Below are 24,442 nucleotides of genomic sequence, written 5' to 3' on the forward strand. Positions count from 1 at the left end.
ATGTTGTGCCCACTTTTTTCTCAAATCACATTAATTGTTTATCAAGCCCTACTTCTAAACATACGTCGATATTTGTCCAATTCTGTCACAACCAAAACAATCAGACCCGTTGCCAAGACAATAACCCAATGATTAAACGAAAGGCCAGCCGTTGAGAAAACACCTTGCATGAAAGGTACATAAGTGAAAATGATTTGTAAGATAATCATCGCAGCAATCGCGCCAAATGCCATAGGGTTTGTCCAAAATGATCGACTAAGTGCTGGCGCAGCGGTGCGAATATTAAACAGATAAAAAATCTTTCCAAAAATAATAACGTTAACCGCCATCGTGCTGGCCACGGCAAAACCAGTCATACTGTCTAAGTATTCAAATACTGCGAGTGCAACGGCAGCAATAATAACACTAACATATACCATTTGAAATACATCATATCGGCTCATTAATTTATCTGATGTTTTACGTGGCGGACGAGACATTAAACCAGGTTCCGCAGGTTCAAATATAAATGCCAGTTGTAATGTCAGCGCAGAAACCATGTTAATCCATAGAAGTTGTGTTGCTGTTAACGGCATTGGTTGTTGTAACAAAATGCTGAACACAACAATCAATCCCTCAGCAAAACTTGTTGGTAATAGATACAAAATCGTTTTACGAATGTTATCGTACAAACGGCGTCCCTGAGCGATCGCTGTTTTGATGGTTGAAAAATCATCATTAGCCAAAACCATGTCTGCTGAATCTTTGGCAACATCCGTACCCTTGACACCCATCGCAACACCAATGTCAGCTCGTTTTAATGCGGGTGCATCGTTAACGCCATCACCCGTCATGGCTGTCACTAGTCCATTTGCCTGATAAGCCGCAACAATACGCAATTTATCTTGTGGCGTTGTTCTAGCAAAAACATCATACTTTGTCACGACGCTAGCCAACATGTCATCAGTCATTGCTTCAACTTCAGATCCTGTAATGGTTTGAATATTGTTAGCCAATCCCAACTGCTGCCCGATTGCTTTAGCTGTGTCAGGGCTGTCACCAGTAATCATTTTAACGCGAATACCTGCTTGACGCATATCCTTTATGGCATCAATAACCTCTGGACGTGGCGGATCAATAATTGCGGCTAACCCCAAGAACGTGATACCACTAGTCTTTAAGCTTTCGTGTGTCACTTCATTGACATCATCTGCAACATCAGCATAGCCAACAGCAATGACTCTTTTACCAGATTGCGCAAATTTTGCTGCTAAATCAGACCAATATTCTCTTTGGAATGTCGTACTATTCTCTGCTAAATCAAATAATTTGTCAGGGGATCCTTTAATCGCAATAAAGCGATGGTGATTTTGATTTTCAGATAAGCGAGCCATATAACGATAATCTGAATCAAAGGGAATACGGTCAATTTCATTTAATTTTGGTTCTTTTTGACCAAAAGCTTTATAGTACGCGGATAAAAAGGCTGCATCAGTTGGTTCACCATTAATTTCCCACGAACCATTTTCTTCCGTAAGGAAAGTATCATTAGCCTGCTGACCCATAGTCAGAAACATTTCTAACTTGGCGATTTTTTTGGCATCAACTGCCCGTCCATTGAATTGAATATCGCCCTCTGGTGCATAGCCTGTTCCAGTGACCGTATAATGTTGTTCATCAATGACAATATCTTGGATAGTCATTTCATTTTTGGTCAGTGTGCCTGTTTTGTCAGAAGCAATAATATCAACAGCACCAAGCGTTTCAGCTGCTGGTAATGTCTTAACAATTGCATGCTTTTTAGTTAACTTTTGCACGCCTGTCGCCAAAATAATTGAGGTTGCCGCCGGCAGTCCCTCAGGCATTGAACCAACAATCATTGCAATAATCGCCATTACTAAAGTTGGTAAATCATATATATTAAGCGCCCAACCCAATACAAACATGACCGCGGCGACCGCAATGATTAGCCATGAAATGCCACGTCCTAGGCCATCTAACTCTTTGGTCAATGGTGACTTGTTACCTGAAACATCAGCCACACTCTGAGAAATTTGACCAATTTGTGTATCAACGCCTGTTGCAATAACAATACCAGTTGCACTACCATTAGTGACAGCCGTTGAGGCGTAAGCCATATTACTACGCTCAGCTAAAGGCACAGATGCTGCTAAAATATGTTCATTTTTTAAAACAGAGTCTGCCTCACCTGTCAATGAAGATTCCTGAATACGTAAATTATCAACGTCAATGAGACGTAAATCAGCCGGTACATTGTCGCCAGCTTCCAAATAAACTAAATCGCCCAAGACCAATTCACGGGCAGGAACATCAAACCGTTCACCACTTCTTATAACAGTTGCCTCAACTGACAACATATTTTTTATTTTATCAAGCGCATTACTGGCGTTAACTTCTTGGAAATAGCCAATCATTGCATTAATAAAGACAACCAAGGCAATAACTGTTGCGTCAGAATAGTGACCCATTAAAAGTGTCAAGCCAACAGCAATTAACAAGATATAAATAATCACATTGTTAAATTGTCGTAGAAAAATAAGCCATTTAGGTACTGATTTAACAGCAACCTCATTGTAACCATATTTTTGAATTCGCTGTGTAACGTCGTCACTGTCAAGACCATCAGGATAATTGGCCTGCAAATCATCAACAATTTCTGTCCATTCCTGATGATGAAATTTCGACGCGCGCGATAACGGAACGTCGTCCGATTCATTTGTTTTCGTGTTCATTTGACACACTCCTTTAAGAGAAAATATCTTTGCGTCTTGCTGTTTAAGGTTGGCCGCTAGGAGTTCAAATACCTAGTTAGTCAGTTTCCCACGCGTATGCGCCGCTACTCCCGCAAGGGTGTTAAATCAAAAATGAACAAAATGTTAGTTATTACTAAATTTTATCATGTCAATTTTGTTATTGCAAATTTCATGCGAAACAGGCTTAAGTATTTAATTCAGCAATCAGCCCATATGCAAGCCACCATCAACAAAAAATAACATCTATTTTTCATCTCTCAAAGTTATCTTAGTAATTTGTTTTCAACAAAATTCTTGAGTTCAATCACTGATTGAGGTTACTTCATTGTTGCTGGCAACTAACACGATTTTTAGGCTGGATCCTTTTTCAAACGGAAATATTGCTATATTGTCAGTATTATTTGTCAATGCCTATTTCAACCATTGAAATAGTCGACAAGATCATCAATTGGAAAATTGATCGTATTTAGGCCGACACGATACTAATCTGAAATTAGTTTTGTGACCCTATCATAATACGCCTTCTGTAAAAATACGTTTGTAAATCACGATATCTTGTTCTGTTATACTTTGTTTATTTTTTTGCCTCCTCTGGTGTCGTACAATAGATTAGATATTATAAGAGTGGTATAACATTAACTTTTTCCTTGATGAGTAACGTGATATAGACGGCGTCTAATTCTTCAGTTTTGTCAAAATAATTCTCAAAAATCTGCAACCGTATAGTTGACGCTATTAACTAATTGAGTGATTGTTGACTTGGTTATGAGCACATCATTTACCATACACAAAAGGTGTTGCCACAATCATTTGTCTTGCGGCGAACACCTTTTGTTTCTTACATTTCGATTAAAACTTTTGCTGATTGGTTACTATCTTTGGCAATTGCAAATGCTTCTCTGAAGTCACTTGCTGGGAATACTTGCGTCACAACGGTCTGGATTGCAGGGTTCTGAGACAAAATATCAAGCGCTAAGTCAATCTCGTCATTAAAACGAAAACTACCTTTATAGGTTAATTCTTTCCCATTAATAGCGGAAATGTTCACCGAAATATTTTGATCAATCATCATGCCAACCTGCATAATCGTTGCACCTAACGCCGCTGATTTAAAAGCAGCACTGATGGCGGGTGAAGCGCCCGAACATTCTAAAATTAAATCAAATTCATTATCTGGTAAATTGTCTGTCGCAACATTAATCGTATGATTCACACCTAAAGCTTCAGCACGTTCTAACGGCGCGCTTAAAACATCAGATATTGTGACATTACTAGCACCTAATGCAACTGCGCCACCGGCGGCTAACAAACCAATCGGACCAGCACCTGAAACCAAGACGCGTTTATCTTTCACACCACCCGCCAACTTGATAGCATGCAACCCAACAGCCAATGGCTCTGCCAAAGCAGCTGATTTTAATGACACGTTATTTGGCACGATACGAATTTGATCTGGACGAATAGCCATTTTTTCAACCATTCCGCCTTGTGTATGTGGCAGATATTGTGCAGAGCCTAAGTACCGCCCATTTGGCCAAATTTCAGGACGTTCTGCAAGCCGGTCTTGTTTGTCACCGAACGTCGCTGGATGCACCGTTATATTGGTACCCGCCGGAATAGTCTCGCCATTGACTATAACTGTTTCATCTAGCACACCACTGATTTCATGGCCTGGAATCAATGGTTCACGAATAACTGACTGTTCCACCGAACCATCAGCTAAATAGTGAAGATCCGATCCACAAATGCCAATATATTTGGGACTAAATATGACTTCTCCCGACTTCTTTTCGGGTGTGGGTAAGTCTTTCAAATCAATAGTTTCTTTGCCAGAAATAACGATTGCTTTCATCAAAAATTCTCCTTTTCTATGTAAGCGCTTACGTAATTACAAATAAAATATATACCAAGCATTAGCTATTGTCAATTAATTGAACTAGTAGCCCTTTTTCTACACCAAAAAACCATGACACCTGATGTTGTCATGGTTTTAAACGACGCTTTCACCAACATACTATCAAGCTGATCAACCACTTTCCCAAAGAAGATTTGTAATATTAATCATTTAATAAAAATAGGTTATAGTTTTACTCAAAAATCGAGAATTTTAGTATATATGCTTTTATTTTTTCCTGATGCGCACTATTAATATCACAGCTGTCAACAATCTCCCCACCATATTTACGGTAAAATGCCAAGGCATCATTTTCAGCTAATACCTCGACGTACATATCTTAGTACCCAAGTCTGCGCACATTATTTTTTGCTACTAAAATGACCATTTTGAATTATTGCAACTCGGCATGATCACTTGTTGTTGCAGTAATACTGAGCGATTCTATACGTTGCATGTTTAATTTGTACTTATTACGACCAATTTTATCAATAAATCCTTCATCTACAAGTTGGTTATAGGTGTACAAAAGATGTCGATAACTGATGCCTAAATATTCCATCACAAGTCGATGGGGTTCACTATATTCAGAGTTATAAGCGTCATTCAGCATAAAAGTCGCTAATCTTTCCTTAAATGAATACGCTTTAGCAGTCAACATCAAATCAGTACGTTTGATAATTTTATTAGCCAAATAATGATTAAATTGTTGTAAAAAAGCAACATCATTAATCAAATATTTAGTTACTATTGCTTGCGGAATTGCTAAACAAACGCTGCTTCCTAAAGATACTACCTGTTTGTAGCTAGTAGTGACTCCGACTAACTCTAACTCACCAATCCAATCATTTCTATTCAAAAATTCTAGCAGTGTGCTCTCACCGTCATTGGATAAAAAAATGACCTTGGCTCGTCCTTGAAGTAATAATAGAAGCCTTTTTTGTGTTTGATTTTCTTCAGAACTAGTTATAATATCGCCATTCTTAAAATAATGAATTTCACTATTTTTGTACACGTCCGCTGGTAAACTTTTTAAATTGTACTGATCAATCATGGTTGATGTAATCATAATTCACCTCCATAATGTGCGATTTAGCATATTTGGATTATATCACATTGGTTATACTAAAAATAACGTCAATCACTTAGGAGAATAATCATGATTAAAAACATCATATTTGATTTAGATGACACCTTACTAGATTTTCAACGTGGTGAATATGAAGGTGTTCGTAGTATTTTAAAAAACGCCGGTGCCCCCGATATAGAAGAAGCCTTCAAAATATATGGTCAAATCAATGCCAATGTTTGGCAGCAAATTGAATCTGGTGAGGCAGCACAGCCACTACTAAATCGCAGATTTTCTGATACGCTAAATCTGTTAAATATTAAATCCGACGGTCAACAATTAGAGCGAATTTATCGTCAACATCTTAACCATAATTTTCATGTTATTCCCGGCGCCACAAATTTATTAAAACAACTCAAATCAAATGGCTTCAGACTAATTGTAGGCACAAACGGTGTCGCAAAAACACAACATGAGCGATTAGTTGGTTCAGGAATCAACAGTTATTTTGATGAAATTTTTATTTCTGAAGAAATTGGTTACAGAAAACCAGAGCCTCAATTTTTCGAAACAATCTTAAACAATAATCCTGACCGAAACATCAGCAATACTGTGATGGTTGGTGATCGCCTTTCAGCCGATATTGTAGGGGCTAATGCCGTTGGTATGAAAAGTATCTGGTACAATCCCCATCAAAACCAAGCAACAAGCAAAGCAGCTCCCACCTACATCGCAAACGACTATCAGGATATTTTAAATTTAATATTGTAATTGTAAGCCAAAATGCTTATCAACTCTAAAAACAGCTAGTGGTGGAACCCCTTTAAGCGTTTCACCACTAGCTGTTTTTAAATGTCAAATGAGATATTATTTGTATTATGCTCGACACTAGCCGGTGTAATTTGAACTAACGTAACATCAGATGAATTTGCCGTTTTTAAAAACGCTTCCCCAACTGGTAATGCCATTAATTCTAGGCGAGATTTTTGTAGTGCTGGTGGCAACACGTCAACTTCCTCTGGACTGCATAAACGATGACAAATGAAGCTACCAAATTGTCCGATTAGTTTTGCGGACAAATCTAACGGACTTTGTGTACTCAGCATCAAATCAACGCCAATTTTGCGCCCTTCACGTAAAATTGAAAAAATGCCATTGTCCGATGCGATTACCTTGGGCAAGTACCGATGTGCTTCATCAATAAAAACTACAACCGGAAATTTCTTCGGGAAGCGTTGCCGATTAATCATCACTTCACGCGTTAAAATATCTATTAAAGTTTGGCTCAAATGTATGTCGTTTGCGTATTCAGATAAATCAATAATTAGGCTTTGTTCTGAAGCTCGGTGCGTTACAAACAAATTAATTAAATAGCCAACATCATAGTGAACAATATGGTTATCACTGCTGTCTTCCGGTAATTCAGTCACTTTTAATGATCGCAATGCCAATCGTAGTGTTTCTAAATCAGACCAAACACTCTGTATCGTGTCTTGATCGTATTGCTGGCCGAGTAACGTGAAATCGGCTTTATCATCATTTCTGGGGATGACAAATTCTTCAATTAACTGATCAGCAATCAAATTGAGATCGAAGTCTTTATTAGCAATGCGCAATCGTTTAAGGTTAAATTGATGATTATCTCTTGTTCTATCGATTTTCTTATAAACAGCTGTCGACTTTAACACATTACGTGAAATTTGCAGGCTTTCAATCGCAAGTGGTAATTTTGATAATAATTGGGGATGAGTGATGTCTAACATTTTGCCAATTTCATTGGCATTCAGATGATTAACATCCAAAAAACTATCCCGTCCAAGCACTACTCGTCGTGAATTCGGGATTGATTGATATTCTCCAGTTGGATCAAGAATAATTAAATTTTGGTGGAACGCCTTCATTCCCATCATAATCGATAGTGCCGTTGTAGACTTTCCACTACCCGTCACACCAGTAATCAAAAGGTGTTGCGCCAACAAATTGTCCAATTTAACCGGCTTATATTGTTGATTAACGCGATTAAAAAATAATGTTTCAAATTTTGTTTCCACTGGTTGCCCCCTTAGTTTAAAACAAGGTAATCGTACCATTATATGCAATAAAAAAAAACAGCAAACGATTAATTTCAGAGATAGTGTAAAATAGATAACAGTGATAATAAGTGGAGAATTAACCTATGGCTTCTGACATCACGTTAAAACCAATTGAAACACAAGATTTACAATATTTTTGGCAAATCAGCTATGGTCCATCCGCTGACTTGAAATGGATGGGCTTAAACGGTCCGTACTTCCAAGATCCTGTCCTGAATTGGGAAGATTTTTATCAGCGCTTTTATCCGGCCAACATTAATAACCCGATGGTAAAACTCATTATTTATAACGGTGAAATTGTTGGATTGGTATCAGCGTACTGGGATGATGGCAAACTAAAACAGTGGTTAGAGGTTGGTATTGTGATTTACGATTCCAGTAAATGGGGATTGGGCATTGGCGCAGTTGCTTTAAAGCAGTGGCTCAACGAAATGTTTGCGCTTTTTGACTACTTACCCCATATTGGTTTTACGACATGGTCGGGTAACATCGGTATGCAAAAACTGGGTGATAAAGTGGGCATGACAAAAGAAGGTGTGATTAGAAAAGTAAGGTATTGGCATAATCAATATTATGATTCAGTTAAGTACGGTATTTTAAGAAGCGAACTATAAAGAGTGGCCGTCGCCTTTTATTTTCAAGTTTACAAGCAACTTTTATTAGTTTATAATGACAGATACTATGTATTTCAAATAAAATTTTAATTTAAGGAGATTTATTTGTGTTCAGCTTTAAATATGACGATGATATTAGTCTATCATTGTCCTTACCAGATCAGGATTCAGAAGCATTGTACGCGCTGGTCGAAGACAGCCGTACTACCCTGGCCCAATGGTTACCGTGGGCTGATCAGCTTCGCTCTGCAGATGATGAAAAAGAGTTTCTGAAAACAACGCTAACTCACTTCGGCACGGGGGATTCTTTAAATTGTGTGATCCGTTATCGTAATCAGCCAGTTGGTATGGTCAGTTTTAATCGAATTAATAAAGAACATCAGCATTCCGAAATCGGATATTGGCTAGGCAATCAATGGCACCACAAGAACATCATGCATCGTGCCGTCACAGCTTTACTAACAATTGGCTTCACAGAATATAACCTACGTAAAATTATTATTAATGTCGACGTTAATAATGATGCAAGTAATCACGTTGCTCAAAAATTAAACTGTCATTTGGATGGTACTAAACGTGAGGACATCTTATACAACAATGGTCAATTTGCAGATATGAACGAGTGGTCATTATTACGTTCGGAGTGGGAAAAACAGGACAAAAAAAGCAAAGAATGAAATTATTCTTTGCTTTTTTTCGTGCTTAAATCATATACTGCATATCAAAATCTACTACGCCAAGATATTGATTTGTCGTTGAGTTCCCCGTGTCTTTAAAACCTTGTTTCAAATAAAATTCATGAGCTGAGGCGCGCGCTGACAAACTGACACGTTGATAGCCTTGCTTTTTGAAATCAACAAGTGCCCAGCGAAACAATCGTGATCCAAGTCCTTGATGTTGATATGACGTATCGACCGCAAAAAATACTAATCGTAGGGTTTCAGCGTCTTTTTGGTAAGTTGAAAATGTTGCCACCAACACATCAGTCACCGTAATGCCATAAAACTGATTATTTTGCTCAATCATCATTTCTTCAGGTGTAATTAATTTGCCGAGAGGACCCCTTAACACAGCGTTTCTCAAATCAATATTTTGTTGATAAAGTTGCTTGTTCGTTGTTAAAAATTTTTGAAAAACTGGCTCGTTGGTCACTAAAATAATTTCCTGTTCTATTATTTTATTTTATCATATACAACGAAAAAATAATCAACAATATTTAATTTGGCAAGAAGATACTCTTCGTTTGTTTAATGCGCATTAACGCTTTTAAACTAACAATATTTGAACGGAGACGTCTCAATCATTTTGTCCTTTGTGCGCATAACCTGTAATCACATCGCGTAGTTGCCTAAAGTCTTTTTTAACATCATAATCATGCCGATTTTGTGCTACAAGATAACGCATGAGTTCTTTAATACGGTCAATATCAGTTTCATCAGTATAATCAATCCAGTTTACATGCTCTAACCAGTCAATGTAAGCATGTTTACCTTTGCCATAGCTATTACCAAATAGTAAGCACGGCGTACCTGTTAATACAGAAAAAACCATCGCATGCCAACGGTCAGTGATAATCATTTCTTGATGTGAAAACAACTCAAGTTCTGCGTCAAATAAAGCTTCACGCGTAACTGGTGTTATTTTTTGTGGTTCATCTAAAACAGTATCCACACGATCAATTGGCCGTTCTGTCCCAAGCATTTCTTTGATATTATCAATTGTACTTTGCTTAACCACTTTCTCAGAGTCATGACGCAGCACAAACAAGGCGCCGTGACGTTTGAATTTTAGATCAACAGCATTCATATATAGCACCATGTCAGGTGTAAATATCACTGGATTATCGAAAGTGGTTTGCATGCGATGAAAGCTTTGTGCATCACGTGCAACGAGTACAAGATTTGGATTTTTCCGATATGCTGACTGGCTTTTTTTCTTTTCAATTTCACCGTCTTCATTTTCCTCAAAATGGATTGACTGTGGAAATGAAATCGTCAAATTATTGACAAAAGTGGAAAAGACTTTACGTCTCGCTTCTTCATGATTATGATACAAATTACCCATGTTACCACCACCAGTAAAAGCGATAATATCCTTGGGTTGTAAATGTTCTTGGATGACTGGGATAGCGTAATCGTCATCCTCTTCCAGAATTTCAATGTATTGATATTCTGGAAATTCATTTTCAATATATTGGCGCTCTGCTAACGAAACAGCTTGATCGCCCATGTTGGTGTAACTTGGTACACCAAACATATAAAACTTTGGCCGACTATTGTCAGGAATTTCGTGGACAACTGTGGTCGTATCAACGTAAAAATTTGCCATTTGACTGATTACTCCTTTGATATATTATAATTTTGCAGTTTGATAAGCATCCGACATCTTGCGACTATTAACAAATAAAATAGATAATACAATACTAATACCATTTGTTAGTGCAAACACAAAGAAGACAACGGCTGTTCCTAACCACGCAATCAATTGTGGATAAATTAAACTAATGAAAAAATTAGTAATCCACGTTGTCGCTGTCGCCACAGACATGAATTGTGCTTTAACTTTTCCGGGAAACATTTCTGCTAATAACAACCAAGTTACAGGGCTGACGATACCTTGATGATTAGCCAAAAACAGTGTCAATGCAATCAATACCAATGCATTTGTGACTGTTTGAGAAAACATAGTCGATTTCATGATAGCCCCTAACAACGCCAAAAAAACTACGTTACCAATTAAACCAATAATCAATATTCGGTGATGATTGGTTTTTTCAATCATTCGGGTCCCAAAAATACTTGCAATCACAGACACAACACCAATTAGGATATTTGCATACAGCGAACCGCCCTCGCCCATACCAACTTTTTCAAGTAAAATAGTGCCATAATACATGACCGTATTGACACCTGAAATTTGCTGAATTAATGCTATTACGATACCAGTGATTAACAGGTATAATAATTTTTTATTTTGCAATGCGCGCGACCAGCTGAATTCTTGGTCATCCGATTTTTCAATCGCTTCAGTCTCATTTTTAATCAGTGAATTTGTATTCTTGAATCCCAAACGACGGAACAACTGTCTGGCACGATTAAACCGTCGTTTGAATAACAGCCATTGTGGGCTACCACTAATATGAAATGAATTAATCCATAAAATCACAGATGGCACAGCCGCTGACAGAACCATTACACGCCAGATTGGTCCCCAATCAGACCAAATATTGCCTAAAATAGCATTGACAACAAAGGCACATAGTTGCCCAAGCACAATGAAAATAGCATTTTTGTTAACATTTGCACTTCGTAAATTATCTGGAGAAATTTCTGCCAAATACATTGGTGATAAACTTGAAGCCGCACCGACCGCAATACCTAGCACAAATCTAAAGATTGACATGGACCAAAAATTCACAGCAGCTGCACACAATACAGTTGCCACCGTAAAAATAATCGCAATTAATCGCAGCGTTTTTTTACGACCAAATTTGTCAGCTACTTTACCACACCCTAGTGCACCAATACAGGCACCAATCACTAGTGAACTTGAAACAATGCCTTGCAATGATGGCGTAAGATTTAGTTGGTCTGATCGGCTCATAAAGGCTAAAGCGCCATTGATCACACCAGTATCATAACCAAATAAGAAGCCACCTAAGGAAATAACATAAACACAGTAATTCAAAAAATTAAGTTTAACTTTTTTATTCGTTTTGTTTTGCATACTTCTCAACTCTGTCCTTTATCTGTCTTCGCTTTTTCCTATCTAATCACTTATCAACAGCGAGATGTCAAAAAGTGTTTATAAAAAAGCCTCCTTTGTATGAAACAAATTAAAGACTTAGTTACTAAGTTATTCTAATTAAGCCTAATCCGCCTTCTTGTAATCAGCGTTTTTAGGATTATGGTCAAAGACATTTTCTTTGTCAGTTGACTCAGGATCGTCCTTCTTGTTTTGTGATTTAACATCAATTTTTTCTTCTTCAGACATACAAATATTCTCCATTCATCAAGCTTGAAATCAATAATTCTTGTAACAGGTGATTATTAATTAGCGGTGATCGCATTCACTGCCAATTATTCAGTCACCACAACAATTCGTGTTTCAAATAAAACTCATGTCTCCTTCCATTTGTAGTAGCGATTACATTAATAATACCACTTTGGTTAAATAAGCAATAAAATAAGGCTCAAAAATTGGTTTAACACAATTTTTGAGCCTCTTTGCATTTGTTGGTTTAATTTCAATCCGAATAGTGTTGTAATGACTGATTTTTTTCGTCGGGATTGATTCAGATTCTATTTCGTTTTGTATTGCTGTAACACCAAAATATCTTTTATCACATCACTAATGCTGATACTCTTCATGCGATCATACGCTGTCGTTTCTATTTCTGAATAAATACCATTGAGTGTTTGTTGAATATTGCCACCAACAATACAGTCTGGATTAGTTTTTGGATCAATATGCAATAAATTGTGATCGATACTAATCGCAATATAGACATCATACAGACTGATTTCTGATGGTGATTTGGCTAACATCGGTGTTACCGCGCCCTGCCTTGTGGTAATAAACCCACTTTCTCGTAACTCACTCATTAAATTGCGGACAACACTAGCATTGGCACCAATGCTGGCCGCGATCATTTTACTAGATAAATCGCCATCCCGATAAATATCTAGGAACGCTAAGATATGTATTGCATCACTTAATTTATATGAAAATCGCATCAGCTGACCTCACTCCCTTCCTAATAAGTATCGCATAAAAAATGACATAACACAGGTTGTTATGTCATTTTTTATAGACAGCTTGCCAATTATCTGATAATCTCTTTCAACGCTTCAGATAAAGGCGTCACATCATGTCCCAGGAGTTGAGGCAAGTCATCACTAGGATGTGCTAATGAGCCATCATCAATGGGTGTTTGAAATGATGTTACCATAAGTGCTGTGTCATGATCTAAACCATTTTTTTCTAATTGTGACGTATATTCACTTTCAGAAACTTGCTGAATGGTAGATGACGCATTAAAAGTGCTCTTAACTGTCTCGCCAAGTGTTGCAAAGTTAATCGAAGGACCAGACAATTCGTAAATTTCTCGTTCAGCACCATTAGCTAAGACGTTCGCTGCAGCTTCTGCATATTCACGTTCTAATGCCCACCCTACTTTTTTGTCTGCCCAATAATAAGCAGAAGCATCACTAGCAGCAGCCTGCAAAAAACTCGTTTCATTTTCTAAATACCAGTTATTTCGCAAAAATGCGTGTGATAATTTGGCCGACACAATGGCTTGTTCCGTCCCACGGTGGTCTTGCGCTAAGAAATTCTCAGATTCATCGGCATGAGGAAAACTAGTATAAACAACAAATGACACATGATTAGTTGTCAAAGCATTGACAACATTTTGATGTTGTACTAACCGTGGCACTTTCCCACCAGGCTGCGATGAAATAAATAACACACGATCAATACCCGACAGCGCCTTTGTCATAGCTGATTCGCTATCATAAGATGCCTCACGTAACTCGATATCTTTGAAGGTTTGCTTAGCCTTTTGCGCGTTGCGCGCGACTAGTACAATGTCTTTTTTATCAACAAGCGTTAGTAAGTGTGACACAGCTGCGCGGCCAAATCGACCAGTAGCAGCAGTAATTGCATATTTAACCATGATAAATTCCTTTCGTAATAAAAAAGTTTATAATTTATTATAACACAACTTGTTGTTTTTTAAGCAACAAGTTGTCAAAAAAAAAGACCATAACGGTCTTTAATACGATCTATTTAATATTCTGGCAACCACTTCAAATCTGCAACCGCTGTCTTAGCATCAGTCACGCCTTGTGAAATGCCTTCATCAATAGCAACTTGCGCTACGGCAACAGCAACAATTTGTGAAAATTCATCCAGATGGGAAACAGGTGGCAAAACAGCCGTACTATCATCTGTTAATGTATCAGCTAATGCGTGCGCAGCCGCTGATATCATGCCCTGCGACAATACTTTTGCATGTGCTGCAATCGCGCCTAATCCCAAACCTGGATAAACTAAAGCGTTATTGCCTTGCCCAATTTGGTAAGTTACACCCTCAAAAGTCACATCAGCGGCTGGAATACCAGTGGCAATTAATGCTTTACCTTGACTCCATTTGATCAAATCTTGCGCACTTGCTTCAGCGAGCTTGGTTGGGTTAGACAATGGGAAAATAATTGGCCGATCAACGTAGCTAGTCATTTCACGAACAATTTCTTCGGTGAAAGTTCCTGGTTGGGTTGACGTGCCCACCAAAATGGTTGGCTTAATTGTTTTAATCACCGCAGTGAGATTGGTGAGTTCGTCAGCATTAGTAAATTCTGAGCGTGAACGAGCAAATGGTTGTTGCGCAGGCGTCAATGTGTCATCATCATCAAACAACAAACCTTGCTTATCAACCATGTAGAAGTGCTTGCGGGCTTCGTCTTCACTCAATCCTTGTTTAACCATTTCAGTATAAACTTGGTTTGCAATCCCAGCGCCAGCTGATCTGGCCCCAAAAGTGACATAAGTTTGATCAGTTAGTTTTTTACCTGTCAGCTTCATTGCCCCCCAAACACCTGACAAAACGATAATGCCTGTGCCTTGAACATCATCATTAAATGTTAGAATTTTATCTTGGTATTGTTTCAAAATACGTGCTGCATTTGAACGTCCAAAGTCTTCCCAGTGCAAATAAACATTTGGAAATGCGGCTTCAATTTCATCAACAAATTTTGCAATGAAAGCATCGTACTTTGCCCCACGAACACGTTCATGCTGATTGCCCAAGTATAGTGGATCGTAAAGCAATTTTTGATTATTTGTACCAGCATCAATCACAATTGGCAACACATTTTCCGGATTGATACCAGCTGCAGCGGTGTATACCATCAACTTGCCGACTGAAATATCAACGCCGTTAACACCCCAATCACCAATACCTAAAATACCTTCAGCGTCGGTGACAACAACTAATTTAATATCGCGGCCATTTGCTGCACCAAGTAAAGTTTCTTTAATCGCTTCAGGATGGTTGACATCCAAAAATGCTGCCTCTTGTGGATCAACATAATTTTCTGAATAATTTTCGATTGATTCAGCAATTGTTGGATCGTAAACAATTGGCATAAATTCAACAACGTGCTGCGAAAAAACTTTGTAAAACAACACGCGATTCGTGTCAAAAATTTGCATTAAAAATTTGCGTTTTTCAATATCTGATGTCTTAGTTTGATATTGTGCGTATACCTGCGCAGCTTGTTGTGCAATTGTCTGAACAACCGGTGGCAATTGACCAACAATATGATATTGTTGACGTTCTGCCTGGGTAAAGGCTGTACCTTTATTTTTAAAAGCATCATTTAAAATATTTGTCATGTCCTGATCCCCTTTTCACTTTATACGCGGATGTGTCATGTCAGCTGGCACAACCCATTTATCAAAATCCGCAGCCGTAATTTTACCAGAAGCAATTGCCGCTTCACGCAGTGTAGTTCCCTCTTTTTGTGCTTTTTGAGCGATATGTGCTGATGTTTCATAACCAATATGCGGTGATAATGCCGTAACAGTCATCAACGATTGATCCACTAATGCCTTCATTCTGTCAGCATTAATGGTCAACCCAGCTACTAATTTATCGTCCCATGATTGAATACTTTCTTGTAACAAACTCACAGAATCAAGATATGTTGCAATGATGACAGGCTTATAGACGTTCATTTCAAAGTTGCCTTGTGATGCGGCAAAGTTAATTGTGGCATCATGTCCAAACACGGTAGCAGCAACCATTGTTAGCGCCTCAATTTGTGTAGGATTCACTTTACCAGGCATAATAGAAGAACCCGGCTCGTTGGCTGGAATATTAAATTCACCATATCCGGCACGAGGTCCTGATGCCAAAAAACGAATATCATTTCCGATTTTGACTAAATCAGCACTCAACGTTTTTAAGACTGAGTGAACCATATTGAGGCCGGAATGTTCAGCCATGCCTTGAAATTTATTCGGTGCATTCACAAACGAAACGCCGTAAAGTTCAGCAAGCTTTTTAACAACTTCAACATCATAATCTGGCGCCGTATTTAGCCCCGTCCCTACCGCTGTTCCCCCAATTGGTAATTCAAGCAATGTTGGTAAATTTAATTCTAAATAATCGATGTTATGCTGGATACCCGATGCCCAGCCAGAAATTTCTTGTCCGACGGTCATCGGTGTTGCATCTTGTAAATGTGTGCGCCCAATTTTAATGACATCTTTATAGTCCTGCGCTTTCTGATCAAATGTTGCTTTGACATGTTTAAGAATGGGCAACAATTTGACTGTCTCCAAGAACGCGGCAATCGCCATTGCAGTAGGAAATGTATCATTTGAACTTTGCGAATGATTGATGTCATCGTTTGGTAGTAAAGGCAAATCCGGTTGTATTTTAGCGGCCAGATGCGCAATGACCTCATTCACGTTCATATTAGTTTGCGTGCCTGACCCTGTTTGATAAACGACTAATGGAAATTGATCTTGGTATTTGCCCGTCAATAACTCGTCCACAGTCTTCACAATCAAATCAGCTTTGGCTTGTGATAATTCCCCAAGATTAGCATTCGTTAAAGCAGCTGCCTTTTTGATGTGCAAAATTGCCTTAATGACTGGATATGGCATTCGCCCACCGATTTTAAAATTTTCGTGTGACCGTTGTGTTTGTGGCCCCCACAAGACATCATTTGGAACCTTAACTGGACCAATAGCGTCTTCTTCAATATGATATGCCATGCTAAATCCCCCTTTTTACTTTATTGTAACCGTTTTACTAAATAACAACGTTACGTTTTTTTTCATTTTTTAAAAAAATTTGTGATTTAATTTTTTTAACGTCAGCAAAAGTGAACAAACTAGCGTTATGCATACTGCAATTATAGAGCTTCCTGACTTTTTAGGCGTTGCAGAGGTTTGTGGTAGTTGCTTCTTAAAATTGTTTTGCTCAATTTCTGATTGAAGAGTTGGTTTTTCAAAAGCGTTTTTGACAATTTTTTTGTTGTTAATTTTAGTTTCTGTTTTGGTTAATTTACCAGGCTCTGGTATATCAACTTTTGTCTTAATGTAGATCGGCTCAGGTACATCAACCGCTGTTTTCACATAAACTGGCTCTGGTACATCAACCGCCCAACCGTGCGCTTCGGGTACATCAACGGCTGTCTTCTCATAAACTGGTTCTGGCACATCAACTGCCCAGCCATGCGCCTCGGGTACGTCAACAGCTGTTTTCACATAAACTGGTTCTGGCACATCAACCGCCCAACCATGTGCCTCGGGTACATCAACAGCTGTTTTCTCGTAAACTGGCTCTGGTACATCAACTGCCCAGCCGTGCGCCTCGGGTACGTCAACAGCTGTCTTCACGTAAACTGGTTCTGGTACGTCAACTGCCCAACCGTGCGCTTCGGGTACATCAACAGCTGTCTTCACGTAAACTGGTTCTGGTACGTCAACTGCCCAGCCGTGCGCTTCGGGTACGTCAACCGCTGTTTTCACATAAACCGGTTCTGGTACATCAACCGCCCAACCGTGCGCTTCCGGTACATCAACAGCTGTCTTCTCGTAAACTGGTTCTGGTACGTCAACCGCTGTTTTCACATAAACTGGTTCTGGTACATCAACCGCCCAACCGTGAGCTTCCGGTACATCAACAGCTGTCTTCTCGTAAACTGGTTCTGGTACATCAACCGCCCAGCCGTGCGCCTCCGGTACGTCAACCGCTGTTTTCACGTAGACTGGTTCTGGTACATCAACCGCCCAGCCGTGCGCCTCGGGTACGTCAACAGCTGTCTTAATTTGAACTTGAGCATAAACAATCTTCGTCTCAATGTTGCTGGCGTCTGCCTTAACATGATTATCCCTAATCGCGTCTGGTTCCGCTACCTTAACATAATAATCACTAATACTTGGTTCCCCATTGTTACCCAAGTCATCATTTTCGGTTTGCCAATCACTATATTCAACCGCTGATACTTCTCCGGCGTTATTCACCTGATAAGTTGCGGTGCGTGTATACGTCACTTGATATGCCTTATCGGCTAATAACTGCTTGCCTTGTTCGTCCACATAGTGGATCGTCTTGGTAATGACCTTTTCCAAACTGGCTTTATCTGTCCCACTTGGTTGCTGGGGATCATTTGGTATCTTCGGATCAATGATCGTCCCAGGATTGCCTGGATTTTCTGGCTTGTTCACAATTGTCCAGCTACTTAATCCTGGTGTCTCTGGACGCTCATAAGGCGCATAAACGTATCGTACTAATGTAGAGGGAACAAATTTATTACTCAAACTAAAGTTTGCATTACCACCATTTTTGTGTGCGCTGATCAACCCAGGATCATTAGGATCAGATACTAAGAGTGTGTAGTGGTAAATTTGTCCAACAGTTTGGTAAACAAATGGTCGCCCATTGTCATCAAATTGATTCTGTCCATCTTTAGATTTTAACCAGTAGAAATTACCTTGATTAAAGGCTCTAACAGCTTCATCTAATGACGTGGTTGGTTGATTTAAGTTTGCAACATAAGACTTTGAGTCGCCGTTCTCATTTTGAATCACGCGCCATACAGCAAATGCATAAGCACCATGGGCATCTTGCCGGATATTTTTTGTATCAATCTTACCGTTTATAAAATCGTTGAAGCCATCGTTTAGTTGTGATTCAGTATAGGCTTTACTTTGTTCGGATACCTCACCTGTTTCTGCACCAATCGTTTTGACGTAATAATAACCTGGGAAGTCAAGTGGCTTGCCGTCAATGACATTAGTCGTGTGATAGGAATAAATTTTAGTTACTGCTGGAGTAATGACTGGTTCTGTCAAATCGGCATAAATTTCGTTTCCATTTTCATCTTTTTGTTTTGTGTCGACTGAAAAATGAACTTCTTGTTCAGTTTGTTTTGGTAGCGTCATCTCTATTCGATGAGGTAATGATATAAACGATATTACACCGTGACTATTAATTGCATATCTAAATTCATTATCAAATGAAAAATCAAGCGCTACACCTTGATCAGAAGTTTCCGAATTGTTAATGACATATGTTTTCATCAGTTGGTTTTTAGCATTAATTTGTTGTAATACAATGCTTTTCAAGTCTGTGCTAATTCCAACATATAGATGCTTAGTCGCCGGAGCTGAACTAAATTGCATCCCATTGTATCCTTGAATATCTGAAAAAACGCGATATGCATTTCCATTCGAGTCCTGAATTTGGATAGGATAATCAGTAATCTTATTTGGTGATATTGTCGTAACGGCTTGTTTTTGTTCCGGCGTTAATGGTGCAGGTACAATAGTTGTCTCTGAGTTATCAGTAGCTGCGTTTTTATCAGGTTCGTCAGTGTTTGATAACTTATCTGGCTCCGAAGCATCAGTTTTTTGTCCGCGTGCAGTATTGCCATCATTATTCTGTGTGCCAGTTTCTGTATCTTGGACGTTAGTTAGTGACCCATCAGCCATTTTGTTTTTAGTCGTGTCACTAGTGTCATTTACCATTTCGCTGTCGTCACTAATTGGAGATGTACCCTGAGATGGCATGTTTGTGCTCGTCTCACTAGACTGAAAACTACTATTTTGAGTTACCTTGTCTTGCTTTAAAGACTGATTAGAGTCCGGATTATCACTGACATTTTTGTTTACTGGCAAACAATCAGTGGTGTTCACAGTATCTGCATGGGCAACAGTGCCGGTTAACACCACTGTTCCTCCCATGAATCCAACAGAAAGTCCAGCTAAGAGCCATAGTTTTCCTGCCTTGTACCTCTTGAATCTTTTACTATTTTCCTGATTGTCATAATTTAATTTCATAAATTCTCTCCTTCTCTATCTATTACTACGCTCACTATTATCTACCCATAATATTTATTTTCGGTCATCAATTCTTCAATAGATTGATAGACAATTATTCACAAATACTTGATATTGTTGACTTGAGTATAGTAACGTTTTTTATTAATACATTTAATTTCAAAGGAAATGAATTATGAATCGTAATTTAAAAGTTATGCAGACAAAACGAAAAATTTTTTTAGCAATCATTACCTTGTCGCGTGATACCCCCATTAACAAAATTAAAAATACTGATTTAGCAAACATGACTGATCTGAATCGCGCCACCATTAAAAAATATATCCAGCCTGATGCAACACCTGATGCTTTTTTTGAAGAATTTCAAAAGGAATTACTTGAGAGAGTCCACTTATCTTATCAGATTGGTCCAGAGAAATGGTATGATCCCAACATTTATTCACATTCTCAAATGCTCAACCAATTACGCGTTCTGTTTGATTTTCAAAACGAACTACGTCAGTTGTTTATATACTGTGGCCATACAGCTGCCTATTTCTTTCACCAGCTAAAATTAGGACTGCAGAGTCGGGACTTCACAATTTATCGTATTGAACAGCAATCCGAACATGTTCCTGGACTATCATATATTTCAGAGCGACAAGCAGTCTTCTTCAAAAACGAACTATTCGCCTTAATCTGCACTTGGATTACAAGCGAGAATCCAGAAACACCCGAGGAATTTATCAAAGTTATTGAAAACTTGTGGGCTAATCAGATGGTTTGGCCATAATAAAGTGAGGTATTTTGGTCGCAAAAAATAACTTGTGAGTCCACAAGTTATTTTTTCTAAAACAAAATCATTTCTTCCCACAAAACATGACTTATATTGTTAAACAACGCCAGTCGCTGAAATCTGTGACTGGCGATTGTTTTTGTTAACAGCGCAACATCTAATTGGTGATCATCAAATACGATACTCATAGCATCATGATCAACTGTCGCCCCTTCACCGGTTTTATTGAAAATGGTGAGTTCTTGAAATGGCGCTGATGTGTTTTCAATAAACGTCACCGGCAACTTATATTGCGATTGTTGACGCGTCAATAAATAGTTGGTAGCCGAATGTTCCAGAACATTTTTTAACATTGATAAACTATCAGCGGCCGTTGTTTCGTTATCTAACTTGGTTTGTGCCATGAATTGGCGACGCAAGTGAGTGTTTGTATAACGTGAGCTCGCAAAGTGATTGATTTCTGCCATACCAAAATAACGTATCAACGCATTTGCGGCCCAATTATCTGAAATCGTCAACATTAGCGCTTGCAATTGCGCCACCGTGACAGTCTGATTATTGCCCGACAATATATCTAAAATACCTGCTCCAAAATGCGTTAGCTTTCGTTTCGTCCACCAAACATCATCCTCAGCCAACCCAAAATCCGAATTAATTAGCGACACTTTGTTGGCTAAGGCTTCTGGGTTTTCAGTCATAATATAATCTGAAATCAGTAACTTTATTATACTGGCTGATGGAAAAGATAAATTTGACCGCAACGACAACAAAACACTGCCATCAAGTGACAAAACAATTGCAGTCTGACCTTCAAAATCCGACAGCAATTGTTCAATTTTTTGTATCTTAAATGCCATCAAAACTCCTCTGCGCAATACCCAATCCTGACTGATTTGAAGGTATCAATTGCGTTTGATCAAGCCGCAAACCATCAGGAACAAGGTCATAGTTAAACATAAACGGTGCGTCTAAGTCAACGTATTTGACAGTTTTATTTGTGTTAGCTAAAGCGACAGCAAATGCAATACCGATTTTTGATTCAATCATACAACCAATCATAGCTTGTCCGTTAAAATCATTAACAGTTTGGAATATCTTTTGCGCTTCAGTAATACTGCCTGCTTTTTCCAGCTTAACATTAATCAAACGGACAGCGGTTTCGTGCATATATTGAAACGCTTGGTGATGATTAAAGACACTTTCATCCAGCATGATCGGTATCTTAGACTTGACAACTAGCGCTTTAAGCTGGTGTTCAAAGCCGACTTTCAATGGCTGCTCAATAAAATCAATTGGCAATTCTTTGGTAAGTGCCATTTCAATAAATTGCATTGTTTGTGCAACTGTCCAAGCCTGATTCGCATCAATTCGAAAATGTATTTTTTGATATCGATGATTTAATTGTGCAATTTTATCAATTTCATTCACAATAGTATCGCCGCCAACCTTAATTTTTAAAGCTGAGAAACCTCGGCTGACAATATCATCAGCGTCTTGTAACATCTGATTTTTTTGACTAATACTCAGTGTGTAATCGGTCACTACCGGTTGACTCGTGCCACCTAAATACTCAGCAATCGGTAAGTCTGCAATACGAGCAAAAATGTCATAGACGGCTTCACTGACTGCCAAACGTGCTGCAGAATTAAACACAATTAAACCATGAACAAATTCATCAACTTCTGCCGGTGTTTGAAAAGTTTGATTAACAATGGCTGGTTTTACAATGTCATTGATGACCGCCACAATACTTGTCAAAGTATCACCAGTTACTTTCAGTGATGGCACCGCTTCACCATAACCTGTAAAAATAATGCCGGTCTCCGTTTTCGCTGACACTGCAATCACGATACCTTCTGCATTATCCTGCCGATGCAAATTAGTCACAAATGGCCGTTTTAACTTAACAGTGTATTTTTTTAACTTAATGTCACTAACAATAATCATTTTATATTTCCCAATCGGTAGATACTTTCCACTAAAATAGCCATTGCTTTTGGATAATTTTCTAAATCATATTTTTCATTTGCTTGATGAGCCGTTGTTGTTTGCCACGCAAATCGTGTGCCAAAAGCAGCTCCACGCTTAATTAATCGACCGTAAGACGCACCAGTTGAATAATGCAGGACCGTGGGTTGACCCATCACTGTTTCATAACTTGCCAACAAAGTTGCAATCACAGCATCATTTTTAGGCGTCAAATGTGGTAACAATTCATCCTTTTTGACTGTCACGCTACTATGCAAGGCTTTGACACTTCGTTGAATAATGGCAAACATTTGTTTTTCAGTAATACCAATTGGATATCTGATATTGATACTAAAGTAACCATCCCCGCCACTGGCAAATTTCTGTAAACCATAATTTACGACCAACGGTCCCATTTCAGCTTGATTAAAGGCCAAACCCATTTTTTTGCCGAAATAATCTAAATGTGCTGTACGACCTAAAATTTGTAAAAAAGAAGCGGCTTCACCAGTAAAGTCAAATTTCGTCAGAAAATTAGCCAAATAAGTCCCAGCATTTAAACCAACATCAGGTGTTGAGCCATGCGCTTGTTTCCCTATCATTTTAATTTCAAGGCCATTACTTAGCGTTTGGACAGTAGCTTTCATGCCAACATCAGCATTTTGCTTCAAAAAATAGTCCAGTTTTTCGGTTACAATAGGCTCATCAATTCCAGTTATTGTAGCAACAGCCAAGCCGGGTACGACGTTGCCAGCAACTCCGGCGTCAAATTTTAATAATGTTACATTATCTTGACCTTGCTTAGTATCTGAAAATGACACCATAAAGTTGGCAATACCTGCTTCAGCATTTTCCACAATAAATTCACCATCAGGGGAAAAACCGATGTCAGGCACCCCCTCTTTTTGGAAATAATAAGGCATATCTGACCAATCATTTTCCTCATCTGTGCCAATGATTAATCTTATTTTATTTTTAACAGCAAGCTGTTGATCAGCAATCAGTTTGATGGCGTAGTAACTCAGCATTGTCGAGGCTTTCATATCATCAACACCACGACCCGTCAGAAAATGTCCCTGTTGTTCTGGTTCAAATGGTGATGACGTCCAGCCATCGCCCACCGGAACAACATCGACATGAACAAGAATACCAACGGTTACCGACGCTGCCTCTGGACCATATTCAATATACCCAACACGCTCCGCAACACATCCAAAGCGCAAACCATCACGCGCAGCAAAACTCAGCATTTGATCCAATGCTTGTTTGACTGCAACACCATACGGATGACTTTTGTCACTTGTTTGTGTGCTTTTCACTGATGGAATTTTAACTAACGTTTTGAGATCTTTTAGCCATTGCTCGTAATAGTTTGGCACTATTTTTTGCCAAGAAGATTCGCTCATCTTAAACCTCT

The 24,442-nt window shown here is 38.7% G+C and carries 20 protein-coding genes; 4 read left to right on the forward strand and 16 right to left on the reverse strand.

The annotated features are described in order from the left end of the window. Window positions 1-41: 41 nt before the first annotated feature. The 3 genes from ACI3ES_RS05950 to ACI3ES_RS05960 all read right to left on the reverse strand — a co-directional run bounded on the left by ACI3ES_RS05950 (window position 42) and on the right by ACI3ES_RS05960 (window position 5,716). Window positions 42-2,732 carry an HAD-IC family P-type ATPase gene (locus ACI3ES_RS05950; protein ID WP_114667002.1) on the reverse strand — a complete coding sequence of 897 codons (2,691 nt, stop codon included), beginning with the start codon at window positions 2,730-2,732 and terminating at the stop codon, window positions 42-44. A gap of 859 nt (window positions 2,733-3,591) precedes the next feature. Further along, the gene (locus ACI3ES_RS05955; RefSeq protein ID WP_114667001.1) at window positions 3,592-4,605 is read right to left on the reverse strand and encodes a zinc-binding dehydrogenase; all 1,014 of its coding nucleotides are present in this window, start codon (window positions 4,603-4,605) and stop codon (window positions 3,592-3,594) included. A 436-nt stretch (window positions 4,606-5,041) separates the two neighbouring features. Then, the gene (locus ACI3ES_RS05960; protein WP_114667000.1) at window positions 5,042-5,716 is read right to left on the reverse strand and encodes a cyclic nucleotide-binding domain-containing protein; all 675 of its coding nucleotides are present in this window, start codon (window positions 5,714-5,716) and stop codon (window positions 5,042-5,044) included. Window positions 5,717-5,806: 90 nt separating this feature from the next. Between ACI3ES_RS05960 and ACI3ES_RS05965 the strand changes: the two genes are divergently transcribed. Continuing rightward, window positions 5,807-6,487, forward strand: coding sequence for a YjjG family noncanonical pyrimidine nucleotidase (locus ACI3ES_RS05965; protein ID WP_114666999.1), 681 nt, complete (start codon window positions 5,807-5,809; stop codon window positions 6,485-6,487). Between the two features lie 77 nt (window positions 6,488-6,564). Here ACI3ES_RS05965 and ACI3ES_RS05970 read toward each other — a convergent pair whose 3' ends face one another. Further along, window positions 6,565-7,767, reverse strand: a complete 1,203-nt coding sequence (locus tag ACI3ES_RS05970) for an ATP-binding protein (RefSeq protein WP_181809840.1) — start codon at window positions 7,765-7,767, stop codon at window positions 6,565-6,567. A 125-nt stretch (window positions 7,768-7,892) separates the two neighbouring features. On the opposite strand from ACI3ES_RS05970, the gene ACI3ES_RS05975 reads away from it, so the two are divergent. Both ACI3ES_RS05975 and ACI3ES_RS05980 read left to right on the forward strand, forming a co-directional pair. Then, entirely contained in the window at window positions 7,893-8,423 is a 531-nt protein-coding gene (locus tag ACI3ES_RS05975) for a GNAT family N-acetyltransferase (RefSeq protein ID WP_114666997.1), read from the forward strand. Window positions 8,424-8,530: 107 nt separating this feature from the next. Further along, on the forward strand, window positions 8,531-9,100 hold the full coding sequence (locus ACI3ES_RS05980) for a GNAT family N-acetyltransferase (protein WP_114666996.1): 570 nt from the start codon (window positions 8,531-8,533) through the stop codon (window positions 9,098-9,100). Between the two features lie 25 nt (window positions 9,101-9,125). Here the strand turns inward: ACI3ES_RS05980 and ACI3ES_RS05985 are convergent, their stop codons facing one another. From ACI3ES_RS05985 to ACI3ES_RS06025, 9 genes are all read right to left on the reverse strand, one after another. After that, window positions 9,126-9,575 carry a GNAT family N-acetyltransferase gene (locus ACI3ES_RS05985; protein ID WP_114666995.1) on the reverse strand — a complete coding sequence of 150 codons (450 nt, stop codon included), beginning with the start codon at window positions 9,573-9,575 and terminating at the stop codon, window positions 9,126-9,128. Window positions 9,576-9,719: 144 nt separating this feature from the next. Further along, window positions 9,720-10,751, reverse strand: coding sequence for a polysaccharide pyruvyl transferase family protein (locus tag ACI3ES_RS05990; protein WP_114666994.1), 1,032 nt, complete (start codon window positions 10,749-10,751; stop codon window positions 9,720-9,722). A 24-nt stretch (window positions 10,752-10,775) separates the two neighbouring features. Beyond that, entirely contained in the window at window positions 10,776-12,149 is a 1,374-nt protein-coding gene (locus ACI3ES_RS05995) for a sugar porter family MFS transporter (protein ID WP_114666993.1), read from the reverse strand. A gap of 144 nt (window positions 12,150-12,293) precedes the next feature. After that, complete coding sequence (locus ACI3ES_RS06000; RefSeq protein ID WP_004913832.1) at window positions 12,294-12,416, reverse strand: hypothetical protein; 123 nt, start codon at window positions 12,414-12,416, stop codon at window positions 12,294-12,296. Window positions 12,417-12,724: 308 nt separating this feature from the next. Continuing rightward, window positions 12,725-13,159, reverse strand: a complete 435-nt coding sequence (locus ACI3ES_RS06005) for an Rrf2 family transcriptional regulator (protein WP_114666992.1) — start codon at window positions 13,157-13,159, stop codon at window positions 12,725-12,727. A gap of 89 nt (window positions 13,160-13,248) precedes the next feature. Next, complete coding sequence (locus tag ACI3ES_RS06010) at window positions 13,249-14,100, reverse strand: NAD(P)H-binding protein (protein WP_114666991.1); 852 nt, start codon at window positions 14,098-14,100, stop codon at window positions 13,249-13,251. Window positions 14,101-14,213: 113 nt separating this feature from the next. Beyond that, complete coding sequence (locus tag ACI3ES_RS06015) at window positions 14,214-15,821, reverse strand: malolactic enzyme (protein WP_114666990.1); 1,608 nt, start codon at window positions 15,819-15,821, stop codon at window positions 14,214-14,216. A gap of 15 nt (window positions 15,822-15,836) precedes the next feature. Beyond that, window positions 15,837-17,210, reverse strand: a complete 1,374-nt coding sequence (locus ACI3ES_RS06020; protein WP_114666989.1) for a class II fumarate hydratase — start codon at window positions 17,208-17,210, stop codon at window positions 15,837-15,839. Window positions 17,211-17,279: 69 nt separating this feature from the next. Further along, complete coding sequence (locus ACI3ES_RS06025) at window positions 17,280-20,282, reverse strand: mucin-binding protein (protein ID WP_188353864.1); 3,003 nt, start codon at window positions 20,280-20,282, stop codon at window positions 17,280-17,282. Window positions 20,283-20,457: 175 nt separating this feature from the next. Between ACI3ES_RS06025 and ACI3ES_RS06030 the strand changes: the two genes are divergently transcribed. Next, window positions 20,458-21,054 (forward strand): hypothetical protein, encoded by a 597-nt coding sequence (locus ACI3ES_RS06030; RefSeq protein WP_114666987.1) that lies wholly within the window; start codon window positions 20,458-20,460, stop codon window positions 21,052-21,054. Between the two features lie 56 nt (window positions 21,055-21,110). On the opposite strand, the gene ACI3ES_RS06035 is transcribed toward ACI3ES_RS06030, so the two are convergent. From ACI3ES_RS06035 to ACI3ES_RS06045, 3 genes are read right to left on the reverse strand one after another with little or no spacing between them, the layout of a single operon-like run. Beyond that, window positions 21,111-21,914: a serine hydrolase gene (locus ACI3ES_RS06035; RefSeq protein ID WP_114666986.1), complete on the reverse strand. Its 804-nt coding sequence runs from the start codon at window positions 21,912-21,914 to the stop codon at window positions 21,111-21,113. Beyond that, window positions 21,904-23,004, reverse strand: a complete 1,101-nt coding sequence (locus ACI3ES_RS06040; RefSeq protein WP_114666985.1) for a dipeptide epimerase — start codon at window positions 23,002-23,004, stop codon at window positions 21,904-21,906. Before ACI3ES_RS06040 ends, ACI3ES_RS06035 begins: the two co-directional genes overlap by 11 nt. Then, on the reverse strand, window positions 23,001-24,431 hold the full coding sequence (locus tag ACI3ES_RS06045; RefSeq protein ID WP_114666984.1) for a Sapep family Mn(2+)-dependent dipeptidase: 1,431 nt from the start codon (window positions 24,429-24,431) through the stop codon (window positions 23,001-23,003). The genes ACI3ES_RS06040 and ACI3ES_RS06045 overlap by 4 nt, the downstream gene beginning before the upstream one ends. Window positions 24,432-24,442 lie beyond the last annotated feature (11 nt).

Source organism: Leuconostoc falkenbergense (assembly GCF_045801155.1).
In the GTDB taxonomy this organism is placed as follows: Bacteria; Bacillota; Bacilli; order Lactobacillales; family Lactobacillaceae; genus Leuconostoc; species Leuconostoc falkenbergense.